General features: G+C 67.5%; 19 protein-coding genes and 1 riboswitch. Of the genes, 12 read left to right on the top strand and 7 right to left on the bottom strand.

Annotated elements, in window-relative coordinates; all coding sequences use genetic code 11:
- The first annotated feature begins 14 nt into the window (after nucleotides 1-14).
- Both ACLQ3I_RS02590 and ACLQ3I_RS02585 read left to right on the top strand, forming a co-directional pair.
- Nucleotides 15-539 (top strand): hypothetical protein, encoded by a 525-nt coding sequence (locus ACLQ3I_RS02590; protein WP_425800016.1) that lies wholly within the window; start codon nucleotides 15-17, stop codon nucleotides 537-539.
- Between the two features lie 96 nt (nucleotides 540-635).
- Nucleotides 636-2,057 (top strand): purine-cytosine permease family protein, encoded by a 1,422-nt coding sequence (locus ACLQ3I_RS02585; protein WP_425791278.1) that lies wholly within the window; start codon nucleotides 636-638, stop codon nucleotides 2,055-2,057.
- A 7-nt stretch (nucleotides 2,058-2,064) separates the two neighbouring features.
- Here the strand turns inward: ACLQ3I_RS02585 and ACLQ3I_RS02580 are convergent, their stop codons facing one another.
- The gene (locus ACLQ3I_RS02580; RefSeq protein ID WP_425791280.1) at nucleotides 2,065-3,645 is read right to left on the bottom strand and encodes a PucR family transcriptional regulator; all 1,581 of its coding nucleotides are present in this window, start codon (nucleotides 3,643-3,645) and stop codon (nucleotides 2,065-2,067) included.
- A gap of 87 nt (nucleotides 3,646-3,732) precedes the next feature.
- Here ACLQ3I_RS02580 and ACLQ3I_RS02575 point away from each other — a divergent pair, with 87 nt between their 5' ends.
- Both ACLQ3I_RS02575 and ACLQ3I_RS02570 read left to right on the top strand, forming a co-directional pair.
- Nucleotides 3,733-4,242, top strand: coding sequence for a nucleoside deaminase (locus ACLQ3I_RS02575; protein WP_425791282.1), 510 nt, complete (start codon nucleotides 3,733-3,735; stop codon nucleotides 4,240-4,242).
- Nucleotides 4,239-5,210: an isopenicillin N synthase family dioxygenase gene (locus ACLQ3I_RS02570; RefSeq protein WP_425791283.1), complete on the top strand. Its 972-nt coding sequence runs from the start codon at nucleotides 4,239-4,241 to the stop codon at nucleotides 5,208-5,210. The genes ACLQ3I_RS02575 and ACLQ3I_RS02570 overlap by 4 nt, the downstream gene beginning before the upstream one ends.
- Before the next feature lie 106 nt (nucleotides 5,211-5,316).
- Here the strand turns inward: ACLQ3I_RS02570 and ACLQ3I_RS02565 are convergent, their stop codons facing one another.
- Together ACLQ3I_RS02565 and ACLQ3I_RS02560 are read right to left on the bottom strand one after the other, a co-directional pair.
- Nucleotides 5,317-6,708 carry a S1C family serine protease gene (locus ACLQ3I_RS02565; protein ID WP_425791285.1) on the bottom strand — a complete coding sequence of 464 codons (1,392 nt, stop codon included), beginning with the start codon at nucleotides 6,706-6,708 and terminating at the stop codon, nucleotides 5,317-5,319.
- Between the two features lie 138 nt (nucleotides 6,709-6,846).
- The gene (locus ACLQ3I_RS02560) at nucleotides 6,847-7,443 is read right to left on the bottom strand and encodes a TetR/AcrR family transcriptional regulator (protein WP_425791287.1); all 597 of its coding nucleotides are present in this window, start codon (nucleotides 7,441-7,443) and stop codon (nucleotides 6,847-6,849) included.
- Nucleotides 7,444-7,552: 109 nt separating this feature from the next.
- Here ACLQ3I_RS02560 and ACLQ3I_RS02555 point away from each other — a divergent pair, with 109 nt between their 5' ends.
- The gene (locus ACLQ3I_RS02555) at nucleotides 7,553-8,575 is read left to right on the top strand and encodes an oxygenase MpaB family protein (RefSeq protein WP_425791289.1); all 1,023 of its coding nucleotides are present in this window, start codon (nucleotides 7,553-7,555) and stop codon (nucleotides 8,573-8,575) included.
- A gap of 26 nt (nucleotides 8,576-8,601) precedes the next feature.
- Here ACLQ3I_RS02555 and ACLQ3I_RS02550 read toward each other — a convergent pair whose 3' ends face one another.
- Nucleotides 8,602-9,312, bottom strand: coding sequence for a guanylate cyclase (locus tag ACLQ3I_RS02550; protein ID WP_425800015.1), 711 nt, complete (start codon nucleotides 9,310-9,312; stop codon nucleotides 8,602-8,604).
- Between the two features lie 35 nt (nucleotides 9,313-9,347).
- On the opposite strand from ACLQ3I_RS02550, the gene ACLQ3I_RS02545 reads away from it, so the two are divergent.
- A complete protein-coding gene (locus tag ACLQ3I_RS02545; RefSeq protein ID WP_425791293.1) occupies nucleotides 9,348-9,533 on the top strand; it encodes a hypothetical protein in 186 nt (61 codons plus the stop codon).
- On the top strand, nucleotides 9,530-10,594 hold the full coding sequence (locus ACLQ3I_RS02540; protein ID WP_425800014.1) for a PHP domain-containing protein: 1,065 nt from the start codon (nucleotides 9,530-9,532) through the stop codon (nucleotides 10,592-10,594). Before ACLQ3I_RS02545 ends, ACLQ3I_RS02540 begins: the two co-directional genes overlap by 4 nt.
- Before the next feature lie 3 nt (nucleotides 10,595-10,597).
- Here ACLQ3I_RS02540 and ACLQ3I_RS02535 read toward each other — a convergent pair whose 3' ends face one another.
- On the bottom strand, nucleotides 10,598-11,224 hold the full coding sequence (locus ACLQ3I_RS02535; RefSeq protein WP_425791297.1) for a YdcF family protein: 627 nt from the start codon (nucleotides 11,222-11,224) through the stop codon (nucleotides 10,598-10,600).
- Between the two features lie 429 nt (nucleotides 11,225-11,653).
- Between ACLQ3I_RS02535 and ACLQ3I_RS02530 the strand changes: the two genes are divergently transcribed.
- Nucleotides 11,654-12,766 carry an esterase/lipase family protein gene (locus ACLQ3I_RS02530; protein WP_425791299.1) on the top strand — a complete coding sequence of 371 codons (1,113 nt, stop codon included), beginning with the start codon at nucleotides 11,654-11,656 and terminating at the stop codon, nucleotides 12,764-12,766.
- Nucleotides 12,767-12,840: 74 nt separating this feature from the next.
- On the opposite strand, the gene ACLQ3I_RS02525 is transcribed toward ACLQ3I_RS02530, so the two are convergent.
- Both ACLQ3I_RS02525 and ACLQ3I_RS02520 read right to left on the bottom strand, forming a co-directional pair.
- Nucleotides 12,841-13,653: an ABC transporter permease gene (locus tag ACLQ3I_RS02525; RefSeq protein ID WP_425791301.1), complete on the bottom strand. Its 813-nt coding sequence runs from the start codon at nucleotides 13,651-13,653 to the stop codon at nucleotides 12,841-12,843.
- Nucleotides 13,650-14,564 carry an ABC transporter ATP-binding protein gene (locus ACLQ3I_RS02520; RefSeq protein WP_425791303.1) on the bottom strand — a complete coding sequence of 305 codons (915 nt, stop codon included), beginning with the start codon at nucleotides 14,562-14,564 and terminating at the stop codon, nucleotides 13,650-13,652. Before ACLQ3I_RS02520 ends, ACLQ3I_RS02525 begins: the two co-directional genes overlap by 4 nt.
- A 133-nt stretch (nucleotides 14,565-14,697) precedes the next feature.
- Between ACLQ3I_RS02520 and ACLQ3I_RS02515 the strand changes: the two genes are divergently transcribed.
- The 4 genes from ACLQ3I_RS02515 to ACLQ3I_RS02500 all read left to right on the top strand — a co-directional run bounded on the left by ACLQ3I_RS02515 (nucleotide 14,698) and on the right by ACLQ3I_RS02500 (nucleotide 17,433).
- Complete coding sequence (locus tag ACLQ3I_RS02515) at nucleotides 14,698-15,864, top strand: sensor histidine kinase (RefSeq protein ID WP_425791305.1); 1,167 nt, start codon at nucleotides 14,698-14,700, stop codon at nucleotides 15,862-15,864.
- Nucleotides 15,861-16,517: a response regulator gene (locus ACLQ3I_RS02510; protein ID WP_425791307.1), complete on the top strand. Its 657-nt coding sequence runs from the start codon at nucleotides 15,861-15,863 to the stop codon at nucleotides 16,515-16,517. The genes ACLQ3I_RS02515 and ACLQ3I_RS02510 overlap by 4 nt, the downstream gene beginning before the upstream one ends.
- A gap of 101 nt (nucleotides 16,518-16,618) precedes the next feature.
- Complete coding sequence (locus tag ACLQ3I_RS02505) at nucleotides 16,619-17,002, top strand: hypothetical protein (protein ID WP_425791309.1); 384 nt, start codon at nucleotides 16,619-16,621, stop codon at nucleotides 17,000-17,002.
- A 39-nt stretch (nucleotides 17,003-17,041) separates the two neighbouring features.
- A riboswitch (guanidine-III (ykkC-III) riboswitch) is annotated at nucleotides 17,042-17,104 on the top strand.
- A gap of 14 nt (nucleotides 17,105-17,118) precedes the next feature.
- Nucleotides 17,119-17,433, top strand: a complete 315-nt coding sequence (locus ACLQ3I_RS02500) for a DMT family transporter (protein WP_425791311.1) — start codon at nucleotides 17,119-17,121, stop codon at nucleotides 17,431-17,433.

The raw sequence follows: 17,433 nt of genomic DNA, 5'->3' as shown, positions 1-17,433 counted from the left end.
TTCCACGAGGAGGAATGATGAGTCATCCGACAATTCGTCGAACCCTGGTCGTCGCGGCGACTGCCGTTCTCGGAGCGACCGCGTTGGTGACCGCACCAGCGGTGTCCGCTGCGCCGATGACGGCCGAGAAACCCGCTGCGCTGGTTGTGTCGGGTGACATGGCGGTCGCCCCGGGCGTGCACCTGCTGAGGATCGAGGCGATCGGCGCCCGTACCGCGGATGGGAAGACGATGGGCACCTATCGGGCAACCGTGCTGGACGGGATGAATCCCACCCCGACCCAGGTCCGTGGACCCATCACCTGTCTCTACACCGCTGGGAACACGGCGTCGTTGATCTATCCGATCACCGCGACCACCCCCGACGTACTGCCGGCCGCGGCGCGCGGTGCGGCCGCCGTCCAGATCACCGTGCGTAAGGGGGTGTCGGGCGCCCCGAGCCACGTGGGCATCATGGGACCGATGGCGACGTCGTCATTCGACGGCTGCCGACCGGCGATGACCCCCTTCGTCTTCGACGGAATGATCGGCATCAAGTAGTCCGGGCTCCGGGGCGTCGATCTGTGTCGTTCCGTGCCGTCGGCAGCGGACAGTCCGTCAGTTGCCGACGTCGGTCCGAGGCAGCAGAGTTGCGCCATGACCCTCGGCGCACCCCCTGAACACCCCGACGCGGCCGCCGTCGCACCACAGACCGGCTACGGCAAGAAGGTTCTCGCGGTCGAGCCGGGCGGCAACGAGCCGATCCCGCTCGACGCGCGGCACGGTTCGCCGCGCGGGCTGTTCTGGACCTGGACCGCGCCCAATCTCGAGTTCGCGACGATCTTCGTCGGCGTGATCTCCGTGCTGTACTTCGGTCTGTCGTTCTGGCAGGCCGTCGCGGCGATGGCGATCGGCAACCTTCTCGGCGCGGTCGCCCACTTCTTGTTGTCGGCGGAAGGGCCGTTGCACGGGGTACCTCAGATGGTGCTGGGTCGCCTCGCGTTCGGCCATCGCGGCAACGTCCTGCCCGCGACGTTCATGGCGATCATGTGCGGTGTCGGCTGGTTCGCCACCAACAGCGTGAGCGGTGCCTTCGCGCTGTCGACGCTCTTCGGACTCACGCCGCTGCTCGGTCTGGTGATCATCGTGATCGCACAGACCGCGTTCGCCTTCTTCGGCCACAACCTCGTGCAGCGATTCGAGCGGGTGGCCGCGCCGGTGCTGGCCGTGGTCTTCCTGATCGGTGCGGTGATCATCTTCAGCAAGTCCGACGTCTCGGCCGCCTCGGCCGACGGCGGGTTCTCGCTCGGCGGCTTCCTGCTGACCGTCGGCGCGGCCTTCGGCTACACCGCGGGCTGGACGCCCTATGCCGCCGACTACACGCGGTACCTGCCGCCCACCGTGTCCAAGCTGCAGACCGGACTGTTCGCCTCCGCGGGCTTGTACATCTCGTGCACGTTCCTGATGGTCGTCGGAGCGGCGTCGGTGACCATCGGCGCGCCCACCTCCGACAATCCGACGGAGGCGTTCACGGCGAATCTCCCGTCCGTCGTCGCCGACCTCACGCTGCTGGCGATCGCCGTCGGCGCCGTCGCGGCGAACGCCATCAACGTCTACTCGGGCGCAATGGCTTTCGTGACGATGGGCTTCCGGCTGCCGATCGGGATCCAGCGAGCCCTGGTGACAGTGTTCTTCGGCATCGTCGGCTTCCTGGTCGCCTGGTGGGCGCTGGCCGACGCCGCCGCCTCCTACGAGGCGTTCCTGCTGCTGGTCGCGTACTGGATCGGCCCGTGGCTCGGCGTGGTCTTCGCCGATCGGCTGCTCCGGCGCGAACCGCCGTCGCTCGACCTGCTGTACGACACCCGCTACACCAACTGGGGTGGCGTCGCCGCGTTCGCGGTCGGGCTGGTGACATCGCTGCTGTTGTTCTGCAATCAGGAGCGGTTTGTCGGATACGTCGTCCGCGCTGTGCCGGAGCTCGGTGACATCGGGGCGTTCGTCGGGTTCGTCATCGCCTTTGTCGGGTACCTGATCCTGGCCCGCAAGCGTGTCGAGCGATCGCAGCACGAATACGTCTGATCCGTCCTCACGGCCGCCCGGGCGGGGACTGCGACTGTGAACGGAATGCACTGATGGCCAGCAGCACCGACGTGTACGTCGCCGGCGAGGTCGGGTCGAAACCGAGGAGCCCTCGAATCCGGTCGAGTCGTTGGTAGAGACTCTGCCTGCCCAGATGGAGGACCTGCGCGGAGCGGGTCGCACTGCATCCGTGACGGAGATGGACGTCGAGGGTGGTGACGAGATCGGTGGACTGGCTCTGATCGTGGGCGATCAGGGGCGCGATGAGTTGTCGCAACTCGTCGTGGATCTCGGGATGGGCAGCGCGCGCGGCACTGTCGGCCACGAGCTCGCGGCCGGTGAAGATCCGCTTGTCGGTGACACCGCCGCGCATCAAACCCATGGCGATCGGCAGCCTTTCGGCGCAACGGTGCAGCGATGCGGCCAGGGCCGCGGAGAGTTCGGCCCCCGGGTTCGCGGCGTCGAGCGGGTGGGCGTCGCCCACCACGGCGGTGATCCGGCCGTCCTGCGAGCCGAGGCGGACGAGTGCGTCGGTGACGCGATGGACCGGATCGTCACCGTGCTCGGAGGCCGGCGCCGCCACCAGGGCGTACACGGTGGCATCGATCGTCGCCTGCACCAGGCCGGGAAGGGCCGCCGCCGCGCGTGCGATAGCCGCCTCGACCATCCGCGGGTCGGGCGCCTCGGCCGCCACCGTGACGAGTCGCGTCGAGTCGGTGGCCGGGACCCCGGAGCTCACGAGACGTGCGAAGAGATCCGCTCGGCGGACGTGCCGCCCGCCGACGATCTCCTCGACGAGTCGGGTTCCCACCGCGGAACCCCTTGTACCGGAACGGGTCAGGGCTGCCGCGATCGGACCGGTCGCGGCCGCGAGCATCATGGTCACCACGGGTGGCGGGTGGCCGGCCGAGTCCGCTCCGGCAATCAGGCGGGCGATCTCGCGATCCCGCGCCATGACCGCCGCGGAGGCCACTGCGGCATCGACCATCCGCCAGGCCGATCGATCGTCGTCGACGCCGTGGGCGGCGAGCAGTGCTCCGCCGGAACCGATCAGCGCGATCGGGTGGCCGGTCACCTCGGACACGTGGGCGAGCATCCGTGCCACTGCGCCGGGGGCCAACAGATCCGCGTGCAGGGCATCGTCGAGCAGAGCGCGCAGGCGTAGACCGGCGAGCTCGCCGGTCACGATGGCGGTGTTCGCCTCCCGGCACACCTCGATGAACGGCAGCACCCGGCGCAGCTCGATGATCGGTATGCGGCGCGCGGATCCCTCCCGCACCATCTCCTCCGGAATCGCATCGAAGGTCCGCCCGACCTCGAATGCCAGCCCGGCGACGCCGCGCTCGGCGAGGTCGCGGACGTAGTGCCGGCGCGTGCCGGCGTCCAGACCGCCGAGCCCGAGGCCGGTGGTGAGCAGGAGTTCACCACCGGACAGCAGCGGGCCGATCTCGAAGATCTCGCTGGAGTGCACCCAACCGACCGGGACGTCGAGGTGGTCGTGGGCGGTGAGCACCCGCGGGTCGGCTCGGTGCAGGTGGCGCTCGACAATCTCGTTCAAGGTCGGCAGAGCCGCGGGAGCAGAGTGCATGGTCCGACGATATGCACGTCCGTCCTTGTTTGCGAGGCGACGGACTGTCAGTTGTCCACGACGTCGTACCGGAGCAGGCTCGTCTGCATGACAAGCCGCACCGGTGCTGTGCCCGGACTCGATCCGGCCGTCCTGCTCGACGTCGCCCATCGACAGGCGCGCCTCGGTCTGGAGGAGGGGGGTATCCCGATCGGAGCCGCCCTCTTCGCCGCGGACGGCACCCTCCTCGGCGAGGGGCGAAATCGTCGGGTCCAGGACGGCGACCCGTCGGTGCACGGTGAGACCGACGCCTTTCGCGCGGCGGGGCGTCAGCGGGACTATTCGTCGACGATCATGGTCACCACCCTGGCGCCCTGCTGGTACTGCAGTGGGCTGATCCGTCAGTTCGGGATCGGCGCGGTGTTGATCGGGGAGAACCGCACCTTCACCGGCGGCGAGGACTGGCTGCGGGAGACCGGCGTCGAGGTGACGGTGGTCGACGACGGCCGGTGTGCGGCGATGATGGCCGACTTCATCGCTGCGAACCCCACCCTGTGGAACGAGGACATCGGCGTCGCCGACTCTCCGACAGCCGATCTGACAGGAGACAACGTATGACCGCGAGCCCGATCCTCACCGTCGACATCGCGCAGTGGCGGGCCGGAGGAGCGGCGGCCGACCAGGTCTGTGCGGCCGTCGACGAATCGCTGCAGAAGGCGGGCTTCCTCCTGGTCACCGGACACGGCATCGATCCCGATCTGCCGGCGACGCTGCGGGCGGCCGCCCGTCAGTTCTTCGCGTTGCCCGCGGACATCAAGGAGCAGTACTCGGTCGGAGTCGGCGGCCGGGGCTGGATCGGGCCGGGGATGGAGGCCAACGGCTATGCGGAGGGTACCGAGACGCCGCCGGACCTGAAGGAGACCTACAACTCCGGCGCCCAGACCCGGGTGGGCGTTCCGGAGGTCGACGACTACTGGTTCGCCCCGGACGTGTGGCCTGCCGAGGTGCCGTGCCTGCGTGAGCTGTTCAGCGAGTGGACTTCTCAGGTGAAGGCGCTGTCCGACGATCTGCTGGCGCTCATGTCGGCGTCACTCGGGCTCGTGGGCGAGGAGAATCCCTTCCAGGGCCTGGCCGGCAATTCCACCTGGACGTCGAACATCAACCACTACCCGCCGATGGCCGTGGTGGGAGATCCGGAACCAGGCCAGTTCCGGATCGGCCCGCATACCGACTTCGGCACGGTCACGGTGCTCGATCGAGAGCCGGGCGCCGGTGGACTCCAGGTGTACAGCGACGAAACCGGCTGGGCGGACGCACCATTCGATCCGGCCGCACTGACGATCAACATCGGCGATCTGCTCGAGTACTGGTCGGGCGGTCGGTGGCCGGCGGGGCGGCATCGTGTCCTGCCGCCGCAAGCCGATGCGCCCGAGGAAGATCTGGTGTCGCTCATCTTTTTCTACGAGCTCGATCACGACGCGATCGTGTCGCCGCTCGAACCGCCGGTGGGCCGTCGCGCCGGCCGTCCGCCGGTGATCTCCGGGGACTTCATCAAGGAGCGGCTCGACGCCATCACGGTGAGCTGACCGTCGATGCGGCGGTGTGTCCGATGCGACATGAGAGGTCTGCCGGACAGGCAAACGGCTCCGTCGATCGGGTGATCGACGGAGCCGTCCCGCTCCCCGGGGTTCTCTAGGGCACCATGCCGAAGGGGCTGCCGCCGAAGGGCAGTCCTGATCCGCCGGACTCGCCGCCCTGGCCGCCGGACTCGCCGCCCTGGCTGCCGAAGCCACCCTGGCCGCCGGATTGACCACCCTGGCCGCCGGATTCCGGAATGGTCGTCTGTTCCTTGTCGACCGCGCTGCCGAGCTTCACCTGCACGGTGCGTGCGTTGTTGCCCGACCCGACGGTGACCGGCACGGTGTCGCCGGGGGCGTGGGTCAGGACCTGCGCCATCAGGTCGGCGTAGTCGCTGATCGGGGTGTCGCCGATCTTGGTGATCACGTCGCCTGCCTTGAGGCCGGCGTCCGCGGCTGCGCCACCCGACTGCACCGACGAGATCTGGGCACCCTCGACGTTTTGGTTACCGTTGGCCGATGCCAGCGAACCCGACACGCCCAGAACAGGTTTCGTCGCGTGGCCGTCCTGCAGTAGTTCGTTCGCGATGCGCTTGGCGGCGTTGATCGGGATGGCGAAGCCGAGTCCGTAGGCCTGGACTCCGCCACTGGAACTCTGACCGGTGTCGACGGCGGAGTTCACTCCCACCACCTGCCCCTTCAGGTTCACCAGCGGCCCACCGGAATTGCCGGGATTGATGGCGGTGTCGGTCTGTAGGCCGTTGTAGACGGTGAGCCCGGAGCCGGTCTCGTCGCCGGCGGTCACGGTGCGCGACAGAGCGCTGACGATGCCGGAGGTGACCGTGTTCGACAGGTTCTCGGGGCTGCCCACCGCGACGACCTGCTCGCCGACCTGCAGGCCGCTCGAATCGCCCAGCGTGGCAGGGGAGAGTCCCGATGCATTGTCGAGCTTGATGACCGCCAGGTCATAGGACGGGGAGGTGCCGGTGACCTTGGCGGTGTGCGTCTTGTCGTCGCTGGTCGTCACCTGGATGGTGCTGCCGTTGCCGGCTGCCGCGACGACGTGGTTGTTGGTGAGCACATAGCCGTCGGGGGAGAGGACGATCCCGCTGCCGACAGCGGTTCCCTGGCCGGTGCTCACCTTGATGTCGGCAGCCGACTTGGAGGCCACCTGCGCGGCGTAGGTCACCGAGCCGGGCTTCACGTCCGCGGCGTTGGCCGCGGACGCGGGCTGCGAGGTGAGTGACGGGACCGACGGGCTCGCGTCCGAACGATTCAGCAGCGCACTGCCGCCAACCCCGACGGCACCTCCGACGAGACCCGCGAGCACGGCGGTCGCCACGATCGGCCTGGCCAGGCTGCGTGGGCGATCGGGCACCGGAGGTGGCGGATACGCGTTTGCCGGAGGGGCATCCCAGTGTGTGTTCGGCGGGTGGTGCGGACTCTGCTGGGTGAATGGTTCGGTGACCGGGCTGTCGTCACCCTCGGTCGGCTGGGATTGGTTCACGACACCACGATGCCGTCGCTGTATGAGAGAACGTGAAGAAATGAGCCTCGGGTTTCCTGTCAGTTCTCACCGTGGCGTCTCAGCTGATTCCGAGAAACTCTGGCGGTCAAGGCCTCTGTGGGGCGCGCCGGAACATGGTCAGCGCAACACCAGGGACGCCGCTTGCTCGACGACCGCGCCGAGATCGTCGCCGAGGTTGCCGGCAAGCCACTGCTGGGCCAGCTCGGCCATTGCGCCGGTGTACATGATGGCGCCGACCCGGCTGGTCAGACCGTCGGGAAGCCTTTGAGCAGCAACAGTTTCGGTAAGAACCAGCTCCATCAGCAGGTCTTGGGTCGCGGCCCGTCGGGCGACGAGCACCGGATTCGATCGCCCCTCGGTGAACAGGATGCGTCCGCGTCGGGGATCGTCGGAACCGAATCCGAGAACGGCCCGGATGCCGGCCGTGGTCCTGGCCCGGATCGACGGCCCCGCCACTGCCATGGCCTCCTCGACCACAGCCGCGAGTTCCTGTGCCACCACGTCGTAGAGGGCGCCGAGCAGCTCATCCGTGCCGGCGAAGCTCTCGTAGAAGTAGCGCGTGTTGAGGCCGCACTCACGGCAGATCGATCGCACCGACAGACCCGGCGCACCCGAGGCGCCGAACACCGTGAAGGCGGCGTCGATCAGCAGCGCGCGCCGTTCGGTGCGGCGGTCGGTCAGTGGGACGCCGGCCCATCTGGTGGGGCTGGACATCGGATCAGCGTACGTCTGCCGACGAGAATCGATCAAGTCTGGTCACAGCCGTACCCAGACGATATTCTGGTCACGTCTGTAACCACAACTGACAGCGAGGGCGAGTTCGATGTCGATGTCCCTGGGTTCACTTCCGTTCCCGTTTCCGTTGCCGCATCAATTGGCCGGCCTGTGGCTCAACGACCGGTTCGAGAAGAACATCCGGACCAGGTACTTCCGCGGGATGGAGTTCTCCGAGCCGACCGGGGACCCGGGATGGTTCGGGCCGGAGAGCGCGACCTGGTACGTCCATGCACACACGCCCGCGCTGATCTTCGGTCTCCAATGCGCGTCGTATCTGGAGCGGCTCGACCCGAGCATCTTCTGGATGGGTGTGCATCATTCGCGTCTGGTGCAGAAGGACGACGACGGTGAGCCGACCGGACGAATCGACCCCACCGGCGCGGCGGTCCGTCTGGGGCACTCGGTGGCCTTCTTCATCGGTACCGCCTACGGGTCCACCGAGACCGCCGAACGTCTCGCCACCACCGTGCGCGCGATGCACCACACCATCAAGGGCACGAGACCCGACGGCCTCACCTACGACGCGGACGATCCGGCGTGGCTGCGATGGAACTACGCCACGGTCGTCTGGGGGATCGCCACCGCACACGAGATCTACCACCCGTCGCCCCTGCGCGGTGCCGAACTGGACCGCTATTACGGGGAATTCGTCCGTGTCGGCCACGCGCTCGGCGGCACCGACCTGCCCGCCACCAAGGCCGACACCCTGGCGTGCCTGGCCGCATACCTGCCCAAACTGGCCTTGACACATGGCAATGCGATCGCGACCGGACCGAATCTCACGAATCCGGCTCAGGGTGCGGTCGATTGGGCGATCCGGGACACGATGCCGGAGTGGGCTGCCCAGTTGGTGATGCATCGTCCACCCAATCCGATCGAACGCCGCGCACGTCGCAGCGCGGTCTGGGCGGCACTGAACGGGCTACACGCCACGATGGGCGAAGCGCCGGAGTTCACCGCCGCCCGGGCGAGGGTCGCCGACGGAACGACCGTGCCGCACACCGAGCCCCGCCGTGACGTGGGCTCGGATCCCGCGCTCGGTCGGGCAGAGGTGGAGGCCACCCTCTGACGGGAAGGGGATAGCGGGCGAATGACTCAGCGCTGCACGGCGATCTCGTCGCCGAGCCGGTAACCGGGAGTGAGGGGTAACTGGTCGCCACTCCAGAATCGTCCCGGGTCGAACCAGTTGGAGTCCTTGGCCGCATCCAGCAGACCGATCTCGGCGTAGGTGATGGCGACGACCTCCGCGCAGTAGGCGGCCTGCAGGCTCTGGTTGCGCGTGCGTCGTCTCGCCCGGCGGTCGCGGGCGACGCGATCCAGATAGGGGATGCCGCGGACCAGATCGACGCTGTTGGGAACCCGACCCCGGAACCATCGCCCGGCGAGACGCGCGGTCGCCGGGAACGGGGTGCCGTCGAGGCGGGCGATCACCTTCAGCAGCGTGTCCTCCTTCGCGGTGGTCACGTCCGGGGTCAGTTGCCGCAGCCAGCAGTCCTGGTCGTAACGGGTCATCCACTGCTCGAGCGCTTCGCGGCCGTCGTGGAGTTGGACACCGCGATGTGTGCTGCCGGTCCAGACGTCGGTCAGTCTTTCACCGAGTTCTGCGTGCCACAGCAGGGGCGGCAGGTCATCGATGGCGACGGTCATGGCGACGTGGTTGACCGGAGCGTTCGTGAGGGCTCGGATGGCCCGGTCGGGCCCGGAACGGCCACGGAACAACCAGATGTCGCCCGTGCGGGTGGCGGCGAGCGCGTCGTCGAGGCCGACGACGGAACGGCCGCCGCCGAGATCGTTTCCTGTGCGCACGAGTGCAGCGTAGATCAGACACTATCCTCGAGCACATGCACAGCGCGTGGAAGTGGGTCGGCCTGGCGGGCGCGGTCGGTGTGGCTGCGGGTGGGGTGCTGGTCGCCCGAGATCAGCGTCGGCGCAACGCCTACAGTGCCGATGACGTCCGGGAGCGTCTGCATCAGCGTTACGCGGATGCGCAGGCTCGCGCAGGCGGGGAGTCCGGCGATCGGACATGAGATCGTTCGTCCCGATCGATGCCCCGGTCGACCCGGTCGTCGCACTGACGCGGATCGCCTGGCTGTTGGAGCGCCGGCGGGAGAGTACGTATCGGGTGGAGGCGTTTCGGAAGGCGGCGCGCGCCGCGAAACGCGCAGGTGTAGAGGAATTGACCGAGCGAGCGACGGCCGGGACCCTGACCGCGATCGGTGGGATCGGGAAGACGACGGCGTCGGTGATCGCCGAATCGGTTGCCGGTGAGCTACCCGGCTACCTGGCGGACGTGCAGGAGAAATCGCCGGTATCACTGGCGAGTGGCGGCGAGGACCTCTACCGGGCAATCCGCGGCGACCTTCACGCCCACACCGACTGGAGCGACGGCGGCGCACCCCTGGACGAGATGGCGCGGGCGGCGACCGCCCTGGGTCACGAGTGGCTCACGATCACCGACCATTCGCCGCGCCTGACCGTCGCCAACGGGCTCAGTCCCGAACGTCTCCGACGCCAGATCGACGACATCGCCGACCTGAACCGGAGCTCGGGCGGGAGCTGCCACATCCTTACGGGCGTCGAGGTCGACATCCTCGACGACGGGTCACTCGACCAGACCGACGAACTGCTCGACCATCTCGACGTGGTGACCGCGTCGGTGCACTCGAAACTCAGGATGGACGCGGCGCCGATGACCCGACGGATGGTCGCGGCCGTGTCCGATCCACGGGTCGATGTGCTCGGCCACTGTACGGGCCGCCGGGTGACCGGGGGTCGGGGTGCGCGCCCGCAATCGGCCTTCGATGCCGCGAAGGTGTTCGCCGCGTGTGCCGATCACGGCACGGCGGTGGAGATCAACTCCCGTCCGGAACGGGTCGACCCGCCGGATGGTCTCATCGAATTGGCGCGTGACCTCGGCTGCCTGTTCGCGATCGATTCCGACGCGCATGCGCCCGGGCAGTTGGACTTCAAGGCCCTCGGCGCGGAGCGAGCGGAGCGTCTCGGTATCGAGCCGGACCGGATCGTGACCACGTGGCCTGTCGACCAGTTGCTCGCCTGGACGGCCGAGGGCGCCCGACCGTCACGCTGACGATCACCGGGAGGTGACGCCGGTGATGGGCATGGCAGATCCGACCGCTTGACGGAAGTCCTTCGTCGCCCGGGTCATGTGATTCGGGCTGGTCACGAGCACGATGCCGGTGGAACCGCCTGCCGACAGGATTCGGGCGCAATTGCGCGCATTCTCGATGGTGGTCCGCGAGCGGTTCTCGGGGGTGATCCGAGCCGGAGCGATGTGGTGGGCGACCAGCCAGCCCTTCATCGCCTGGGCCTCGGTCCGTCCGTGCCTGGGTAGGCCTCCGGTGGTGATCACCTGAGCTTGCGGGACCTCTCGGGCCAGCGGGAGCGCGGCACGGAGCCGTTGGAGGAGAACAGGTTTCATTGATCCATCGTGGTTCAGGGCGGCGCCGAGCACGATGATCCGGGTGCCGAACGGGTTGATGCGCAGCAGTAGTGGCACATCCGTCGCGGGACCACGTGCGCAGGCGGGCCCAAGCCCGGCCGCCGGATTCTGGCACTCCGGCGGTGCCGATCGGATACCCGCCGACACGGTGCCCGGCTCCGCCGATGCGGTTGCGTCGGTGTGTATCCACCCGCCGACCAGCAGCCCGACGGCGATCAGAATGGCAACCCATCGAAAATCTCTGCGCCCATACGGCATTGATCGTTCCTCCCCTGTGAGCACGCTGCACCGCCGGCCATCCGGCCGCCGGCGTGCCGACCCCCCGGGCAACACGTGGGTTCAGATGCTAGGGCCGAATCTGCCGCCGCGCCAGACCTGTCTCCGCGTGAGTTCGATACCTGCACGGACACTCAGTTGAACATTTGACCCAGTCGGATGACTTCGGCGAGATGACCGAAATGAGCTGTTACGCAATTCAATACATCGATGTTGAGCGATTGATCGGTCGGTCGTGGTGTTCACAAATGATATACGCCGTTAGCGATATCAAAACTTATGTTTTGCTTCACTTTTGGACACCGTGCGCTTACCTTTGCTCCGGCATGGGTGTGATCGCGGTCGCATGTCCCGGGGCGGGGGGCCACCGGACACCGCGCGGTCACCGACTACGAGAAGGAGTGCGAGCGAATGCGTCAATCGGTTGCGTCGCAGGGGTGGCGCCGACGGCTGGTGGGGGGAGCGATCGCGGTGGCCGCGGTGGTGTCTCTGGGATGGGGGGTCGCGGCCCCGGCATCGGCCGCCACCCAGCATGATCTCGATGCCACGATCAAGTCGGGTCTCAAGAAACAGGTGGCCGACGACGTCATCCTCAGTGGCTCGAGCACGTCGAAGGTACCGACCGGTAGCGGAAAGAAGGAGGACGACTTCTGGAAGGCCTTCGGCAACGGACTGCGCGATCCAGACGTCGCGCCGCCCGGTGCGAACGACTGGAGTTGCAAGGCTTCGGACGGGCGAACACCGGTCGTCCTCGTCCACGGGACCTGGGAAAATGCGTACGACAACTGGGCCTACCTCTCGCCCTATCTGAAGCGCGCCGGTATGTGCGTCTTCGCGCTGAACTACGGCATCCTGGGCGCCGGCGGTGGTGGCGGGCTCGGCAGCGTGATCCCGGGCGCCTACGGCACCGGCGACATCGCCCAGTCCGCCGAGCAGCTGGCGTCGTTCGTCGATCGGGTGCGATCCGCGACGGGCGCCTCGAAAGTGAACATGGTCGGGCATTCACAGGGCGGGCTGGTGGCGCGGCAGTACCTGAAGTTCAATGGTGGCGCGGGCAAGGTTGATCGCCTCGTGACGTTGGGCGCGACCAACCATGGGACGACGTTGCTCGGGATCGGCACGCTGGGGCGTGTCATCAACAATGCCGGAATCGATGTGCTCGGACCGATTGCGCTGGGAGTGGGCGTGTCCGGAATCCAGCAGGTCTACGACTCCGACTTCCTGAAGAAGCTCAATGCCGGTGGTGACACGGTGCCCGGGGTGAAATACACGGTCATCGGGACCAAATACGACGAGGTCACCACCCCGTATCAGTCGACCTTCCTCAACGGTCCGGACGTCCGCAACATCACCTTGCAGGACGGGTGTGGCATCGACACCTCCGATCACCTCGCGCTGAGCTATTCGCTGCGCGCGGTGTCGATCGTGCTCAACGCATTCTCGGCGAAGATCCCCGTCGTGCCCGGCGGCCCCGGGGTTCCGGTCCCGGTGGTCTGCTCGCCGAACGCCTGGTTGTTCGGCTGAGCAGTTCGATGCGATGAGTGCGACCGGCGGGCCTCGGGGAGAGTGGGCCCGCCGGTCGCATCGCGCGCCCGGGTCTACTTGACCTCGGAGCGCAGTACCCGGATCACCCCCAGCGTCAATGGGATGGCGATCCAGACGACTGCGGAGACGATCAGCCGGGCCCATTCGCTGCCGGTCGCCCAATCACCGGACTGGAACGGCGCATTGGTCGATGTGGTGTCGATCCATTGGCCGAGATTGTCCTTGAACCACGGCACGAGCTCGGTGACCAGGGACAGTGCGGTCGGCAGTGCGAAGTAGGCGACGATCGTGCCGGGTGTGTTGAGGATCAGTGCGGCGAAGGCGAAACCGAGGAGCAGGCCGAACATCTGCAGGAGGAACGAGTTGACCAGCCCCGCTGCGGTGAACGACCAGGCGCCCGCGGGATCGGTGAAGGCGATGCCCGCGATCACGTTTCCGACGGCTCCGAGGACGAGTGACAGAACCACCGCGCCGATGCCGGCGACCAGCGCGGCCAGGAGCTTGGCCGTGACGATGCGCTCGCGCCGCGGCTCCATGGTGAAGGTGGTGAGCGCGGTGCGCTGGCTCCACTCGCCCGTCACCAGCAGGATTGCGAGGATCGGCAGGATGATCCCGGTGGGGATGTTCATCATGCCGAAGAACTGACCGAAGTTCAGGTCGCCGGGCTTGTCGTGGTTGGCGATGAGCATCGCGACCACCACGACGACCGAGATCAATCCGATCGACGCGGTTAGCCAGAAGCCGGCCCGGGTGTCGACGAGTTTGCGTAGTTCGACGGCGGTGAGTCGGGTCAACGGGATCGACGCCGTTCGACAATCGACGGCAGTCGTGTTGTCGACGGGCGCGTTCTGTACGGGGACGGTCATGGCTGTGCTCCCTGGAGGACTGGTTGTTCGCGTTGAGTTCCTTGCGTGAGCTGCAGGAACATCTCTTCGAGTTGCGCACCGTCGCCCGGCCGCAGCTCCACCAGGACGATCCCGGAGGCGGCGGCGACCCGGCCCACGTCCTCGGGGGCGGCATCGGTGGTCAGCCCGCCCCCGTCCGCCGGTCGGGCATGGATGTCGGCGCGTGACAGGGCCGCTGCGAGCGCGGTGTCATCGAGTGAGCGGACCCGGGCACCGTTTCCGGCGAGGAGCTCGTCTTTGGTGCCCTGGGCGACGATCCGGCCGTGCCCGATCACCAGGATCTCGTCGGCGATGATCTCGATCTCGTGCAGCAGGTGCGACGACAGCAACACCGTTCCGCCACGATTCGCATAGTCCCGCAACAGAGTTCGCATCCAGTGAATACCTGCCGGATCGAGCCCGTTCGCCGGTTCGTCGAGGATCAGGATGTGCGGATCGCCCAGCAGCGCGTTCGCGATCCCGAGGCGCTGACGCATGCCCAGCGAGTAGTTGCGGACGCGACGGTCGGCCTCGTCGGGCGTCAGACTCACCATCTCGAGCATCTCCGTGACGCGTGACTTCGAGACGCCCAGCGTCATCGCGCTCAACCGCAGGATCTCGGCGCCGGTGCGCCCGGCGTGTTGGGCCGACGCGTCGAGGAGCACCCCCACCTGGGTCGCCGGGTTGGGGATGTCCCGAAAGGCCGTGCCGCCAATGGTCGCGGAGCCCGAGGTGGCCGGCGTCAAGCCGGCGATGATCCGCATGGTGGTGGATTTTCCGGCCCCGTTCGGTCCCAGGAACCCGGTGACCTGACCGGGTCTACAGGCGAAGGACACGTCATCGACAGCGGTGTGCTCGCCATATCTCTTGGTGAGGTTCTCGACGGTGATCATGGTGTCAATGGTTGGCGACACCGGTGCTGGCGCGCATCGGGCTCGCGGCCATTTCCGTGTGCGACCAAAGTCGGATGTCGGTGTGGCCGCGAGTACGAGGTGCCCCCGGGAACACCCCGACTACCGTGAGGGTGTGCGCCCCGAGGATTATCAGCCGCCGTTGACGTGGTGGAGTCACGGGTGGCGCCTGGTGCTGATGCTCCTGATAACCGGGATCGCCTGGGGTTCGCGGGTGGGCTATCAGTGGGAGCACGTTCGCTGGTGGTCCGTGGCCGACATGACCCTGGGCCTCATCAGCTACGTCCTCGTGTGGTGGCGGCGCTCGCATCCGGTCGCGGTCGCGACCCTCACCAATCTGGCGGGCATCCTCTCGGCGAGTTCGCTCGGACCGAGCACCCTGGCGATGGTGTCGTTGGCGACGAGACGGAAATGGCGGGAGATCATTCCGCAGGCCGTCCTCGCGGTCGGATGTGGGATTCTCGCCGAGGAGTTCTTCAACGTGCCCGATGTCGAGGAGCCTCTGCTGGTGCGTTACGGCACCATGCTGGCGGCCATCGCGACGATGATCGCGTGGGGCATGTACATCGGCTCGCGCCGGGAGTTGCTGGCGAGTTGGCGCCTACGGGCCACGCTTGCCGAGGCCGAGCAGGAGTCCGAGGTTCGGCGGGCCCGGTCGGTCGAGCGGGCGCGGATCGCCCGTGAGATGCATGATGTTCTCGCCCATAGGATCTCGACGGTCAGCATGCACGCGGGCGCACTGGCCTATCGCGACGACCTCGACCGCCGACAGGTCCAGGAAACCGCACAGACGATCCAGGAGACGTCGCACCTCGCCCTGACCGAGCTACGCGAGGTGCTCGGGGTCCTCCGGGAGGGGCCCGGTGACGCCGATCCGGAAGTACCGCAAGCACTTCCCGACGATCTCGATGCGTTGATCGAGGAGAACCGGGCGGGCGGGATGCGGATCGAGTACGTCTGCGCCGCGGACCTGATCGCCATCGCGCCGGCGCGATTCCGAACTCTGTACCGATGCCTCCAGGAGGCACTGACGAATGCACGCAAGCACGCGCCTGCCGCCACCGTCGCGGTACGGATCAAGGGCGACCCCGAATCGGGCGTCGACCTTCTCGTCGACAACCCGCTCCCGCTGCGGCACGAACCCACGACTGCGCCACCGAGTTCCGGACTGGGTCTCGTCGGTGTCGCGGAACGGGTCGCGTTGAGCGGGGGCCGACACTCCGCGGTACGCACCGACGACCGGCGGTTTGTCCTGCATGTCTGGCTACCGTGGCAGGCATGAGCGCGCACATCATGATCGTCGACGACGATCCGCTTGTCCGTTCCGGTCTACGACTGCTGCTCGGCGGCGATCCCGAGCTCGACGTCGCGGCCGAGGAGTCCAACGGCCAGGACGCCGTCGACCGGCACCGCGCCGAGCCGGTCGACATGGTTCTGATGGATCTCCGGATGCCCGTGATGGACGGGATCGCCGCGACCGCCGAACTCAAGGCGCTCGAGCGTCCACCGTCGGTCATCGTCCTGACGACCTTCGATGCCGATGACTACGTGGTCCGGGCGCTGGCGGTCGGGGCCGACGGATTCCTGCTCAAGGACACGGCACCGCAGGACATCGTCGCCGCGATCAAGAACGTCCTTCGCGGCGAGCCGGCGCTGAGTCCGTCGGTGACTGCCGCCCTGATCAAGCAGGTGGTGCACAACGGCGGTGTCGGCGGCCGTTCGTCGCCCGAGCGCGCGTCGCTGGCGAGTCTGACCGAGCGGGAGCGCGAGGTCGCCGTGTGCCTGGCGAAGGGTGCGTCCAACGCCGAGATCGCCGAGGAGCTCTACATGAGCGTGGCAACCGTGAAGGCGCACATCTCGCACATCTTCAGCAAGCTCGGGACCTCGAATCGGGTGCAGGTCGCGATCATCATGCACGACGCCGGCCGGGCCTGAGTCCGCGTCGACCTCGCGGGATGGTGGCGGAGACCGCCAAACCTGTGGAGACTGGACGGACACGGCACAACTGCCGCGGCCCGCTGCATCAGGAGGCTCACATGGCGGACAACAACGGACCATTCGGGATGAGCCCGGAGGATTTCGACCGTTTCGCACGCGAGGCCACCGACGGGGTCCGCGACATGGTCGGCAAGTTCCTCGCGAGTCCCGGCGGACAGGGCGGCACGTGGTCGGCGATCTTCGAGGACACCGGGCGCCGCACCCATCGTGAGCCCGAGACAACCGGTGACACCGGGACCGGCGTCTGGGCAGTCTTCGTCGTCGACGACGAGGGGGGTGCTCGCGTCGAGCAGGTCTACTCCACCGAACTCGATGCCCTCCGCGCGAACAAGCACAACACCGACCCGAAGCGGAAGGTGCGATTCCTGCCGTACGGGATCGCGGTGAGTGCGCTCGACGAAGACGACCTCCCCGAGGCCTGATCGACGCACCTGAGGCCTGATCGCCGATTTGCTAGCCTGGATCGGTCGAGGATGACAACCGGACGAGCCCGCCGTACCCGGCCGACGACAAGACGGTGGCTCTGGAGGTCACCGTCATGTCATGGCTCGTGCTCGTCGTATCGGGTGTCTTGGAAGCCGTCTGGGCGACCGCGATGGGCAAATCCGAGGGCTTCAGCCGACTCGGACCCAGCGTGGTCTTCGGCGTCGCACTGATCGCGAGCATGGCCGGTCTCGCCTATGCGATGCGCAGTCTGCCCACCGGAACCGCCTACGCCGTCTGGGTGGGCATCGGCGCAACTCTCACCGTGGTCTATGCGATGGCGACCGGCGAGGAGTCGGTGAGCCTGGTCAAGATCTTCTGCATCGTGGCCATCGTCGGCGGTGTGATCGGCCTCAAGATGGCCGGCTGA

This window comes from Gordonia sp. DT101, assembly GCF_049844895.1.
Lineage (GTDB): Bacteria > Actinomycetota > Actinomycetes > Mycobacteriales > Mycobacteriaceae > Gordonia.
Note: the sequence above shows the minus strand (reverse complement) of the source record. Positions and strands in the feature narration are given on the sequence as shown.

Excerpts from the sequence above, each read along its gene's own strand:
- ACLQ3I_RS02510 (WP_425791307.1), top strand. The coding sequence starts at position 15,861 with ATGAGCGCGCACATCATGATCGTCGACGACGATCCGCTTGTCCGTTCC.
- ACLQ3I_RS02500 (WP_425791311.1), top strand. The coding sequence starts at position 17,119 with ATGTCATGGCTCGTGCTCGTCGTATCGGGTGTCTTGGAAGCCGTCTGG.
- ACLQ3I_RS02580 (WP_425791280.1), bottom strand. The coding sequence starts at position 3,645 with ATGCACTCTGCTCCCGCGGCTCTGCCGACCTTGAACGAGATTGTCGAG.
- ACLQ3I_RS02505 (WP_425791309.1), top strand. The coding sequence starts at position 16,619 with ATGGCGGACAACAACGGACCATTCGGGATGAGCCCGGAGGATTTCGAC.
- ACLQ3I_RS02585 (WP_425791278.1), top strand. The coding sequence starts at position 636 with ATGACCCTCGGCGCACCCCCTGAACACCCCGACGCGGCCGCCGTCGCA.
- ACLQ3I_RS02555 (WP_425791289.1), top strand. The coding sequence starts at position 7,553 with ATGTCGATGTCCCTGGGTTCACTTCCGTTCCCGTTTCCGTTGCCGCAT.
- ACLQ3I_RS02530 (WP_425791299.1), top strand. The coding sequence starts at position 11,654 with ATGCGTCAATCGGTTGCGTCGCAGGGGTGGCGCCGACGGCTGGTGGGG.
- ACLQ3I_RS02590 (WP_425800016.1), top strand. The coding sequence starts at position 15 with ATGATGAGTCATCCGACAATTCGTCGAACCCTGGTCGTCGCGGCGACT.
- ACLQ3I_RS02575 (WP_425791282.1), top strand. The coding sequence starts at position 3,733 with ATGACAAGCCGCACCGGTGCTGTGCCCGGACTCGATCCGGCCGTCCTG.
- ACLQ3I_RS02525 (WP_425791301.1), bottom strand. The coding sequence starts at position 13,653 with ATGACCGTCCCCGTACAGAACGCGCCCGTCGACAACACGACTGCCGTC.
- ACLQ3I_RS02560 (WP_425791287.1), bottom strand. The coding sequence starts at position 7,443 with ATGTCCAGCCCCACCAGATGGGCCGGCGTCCCACTGACCGACCGCCGC.
- ACLQ3I_RS02540 (WP_425800014.1), top strand. The coding sequence starts at position 9,530 with ATGAGATCGTTCGTCCCGATCGATGCCCCGGTCGACCCGGTCGTCGCA.
- ACLQ3I_RS02570 (WP_425791283.1), top strand. The coding sequence starts at position 4,239 with ATGACCGCGAGCCCGATCCTCACCGTCGACATCGCGCAGTGGCGGGCC.
- ACLQ3I_RS02545 (WP_425791293.1), top strand. The coding sequence starts at position 9,348 with ATGCACAGCGCGTGGAAGTGGGTCGGCCTGGCGGGCGCGGTCGGTGTG.
- ACLQ3I_RS02535 (WP_425791297.1), bottom strand. The coding sequence starts at position 11,224 with ATGCCGTATGGGCGCAGAGATTTTCGATGGGTTGCCATTCTGATCGCC.
- ACLQ3I_RS02520 (WP_425791303.1), bottom strand. The coding sequence starts at position 14,564 with ATGATCACCGTCGAGAACCTCACCAAGAGATATGGCGAGCACACCGCT.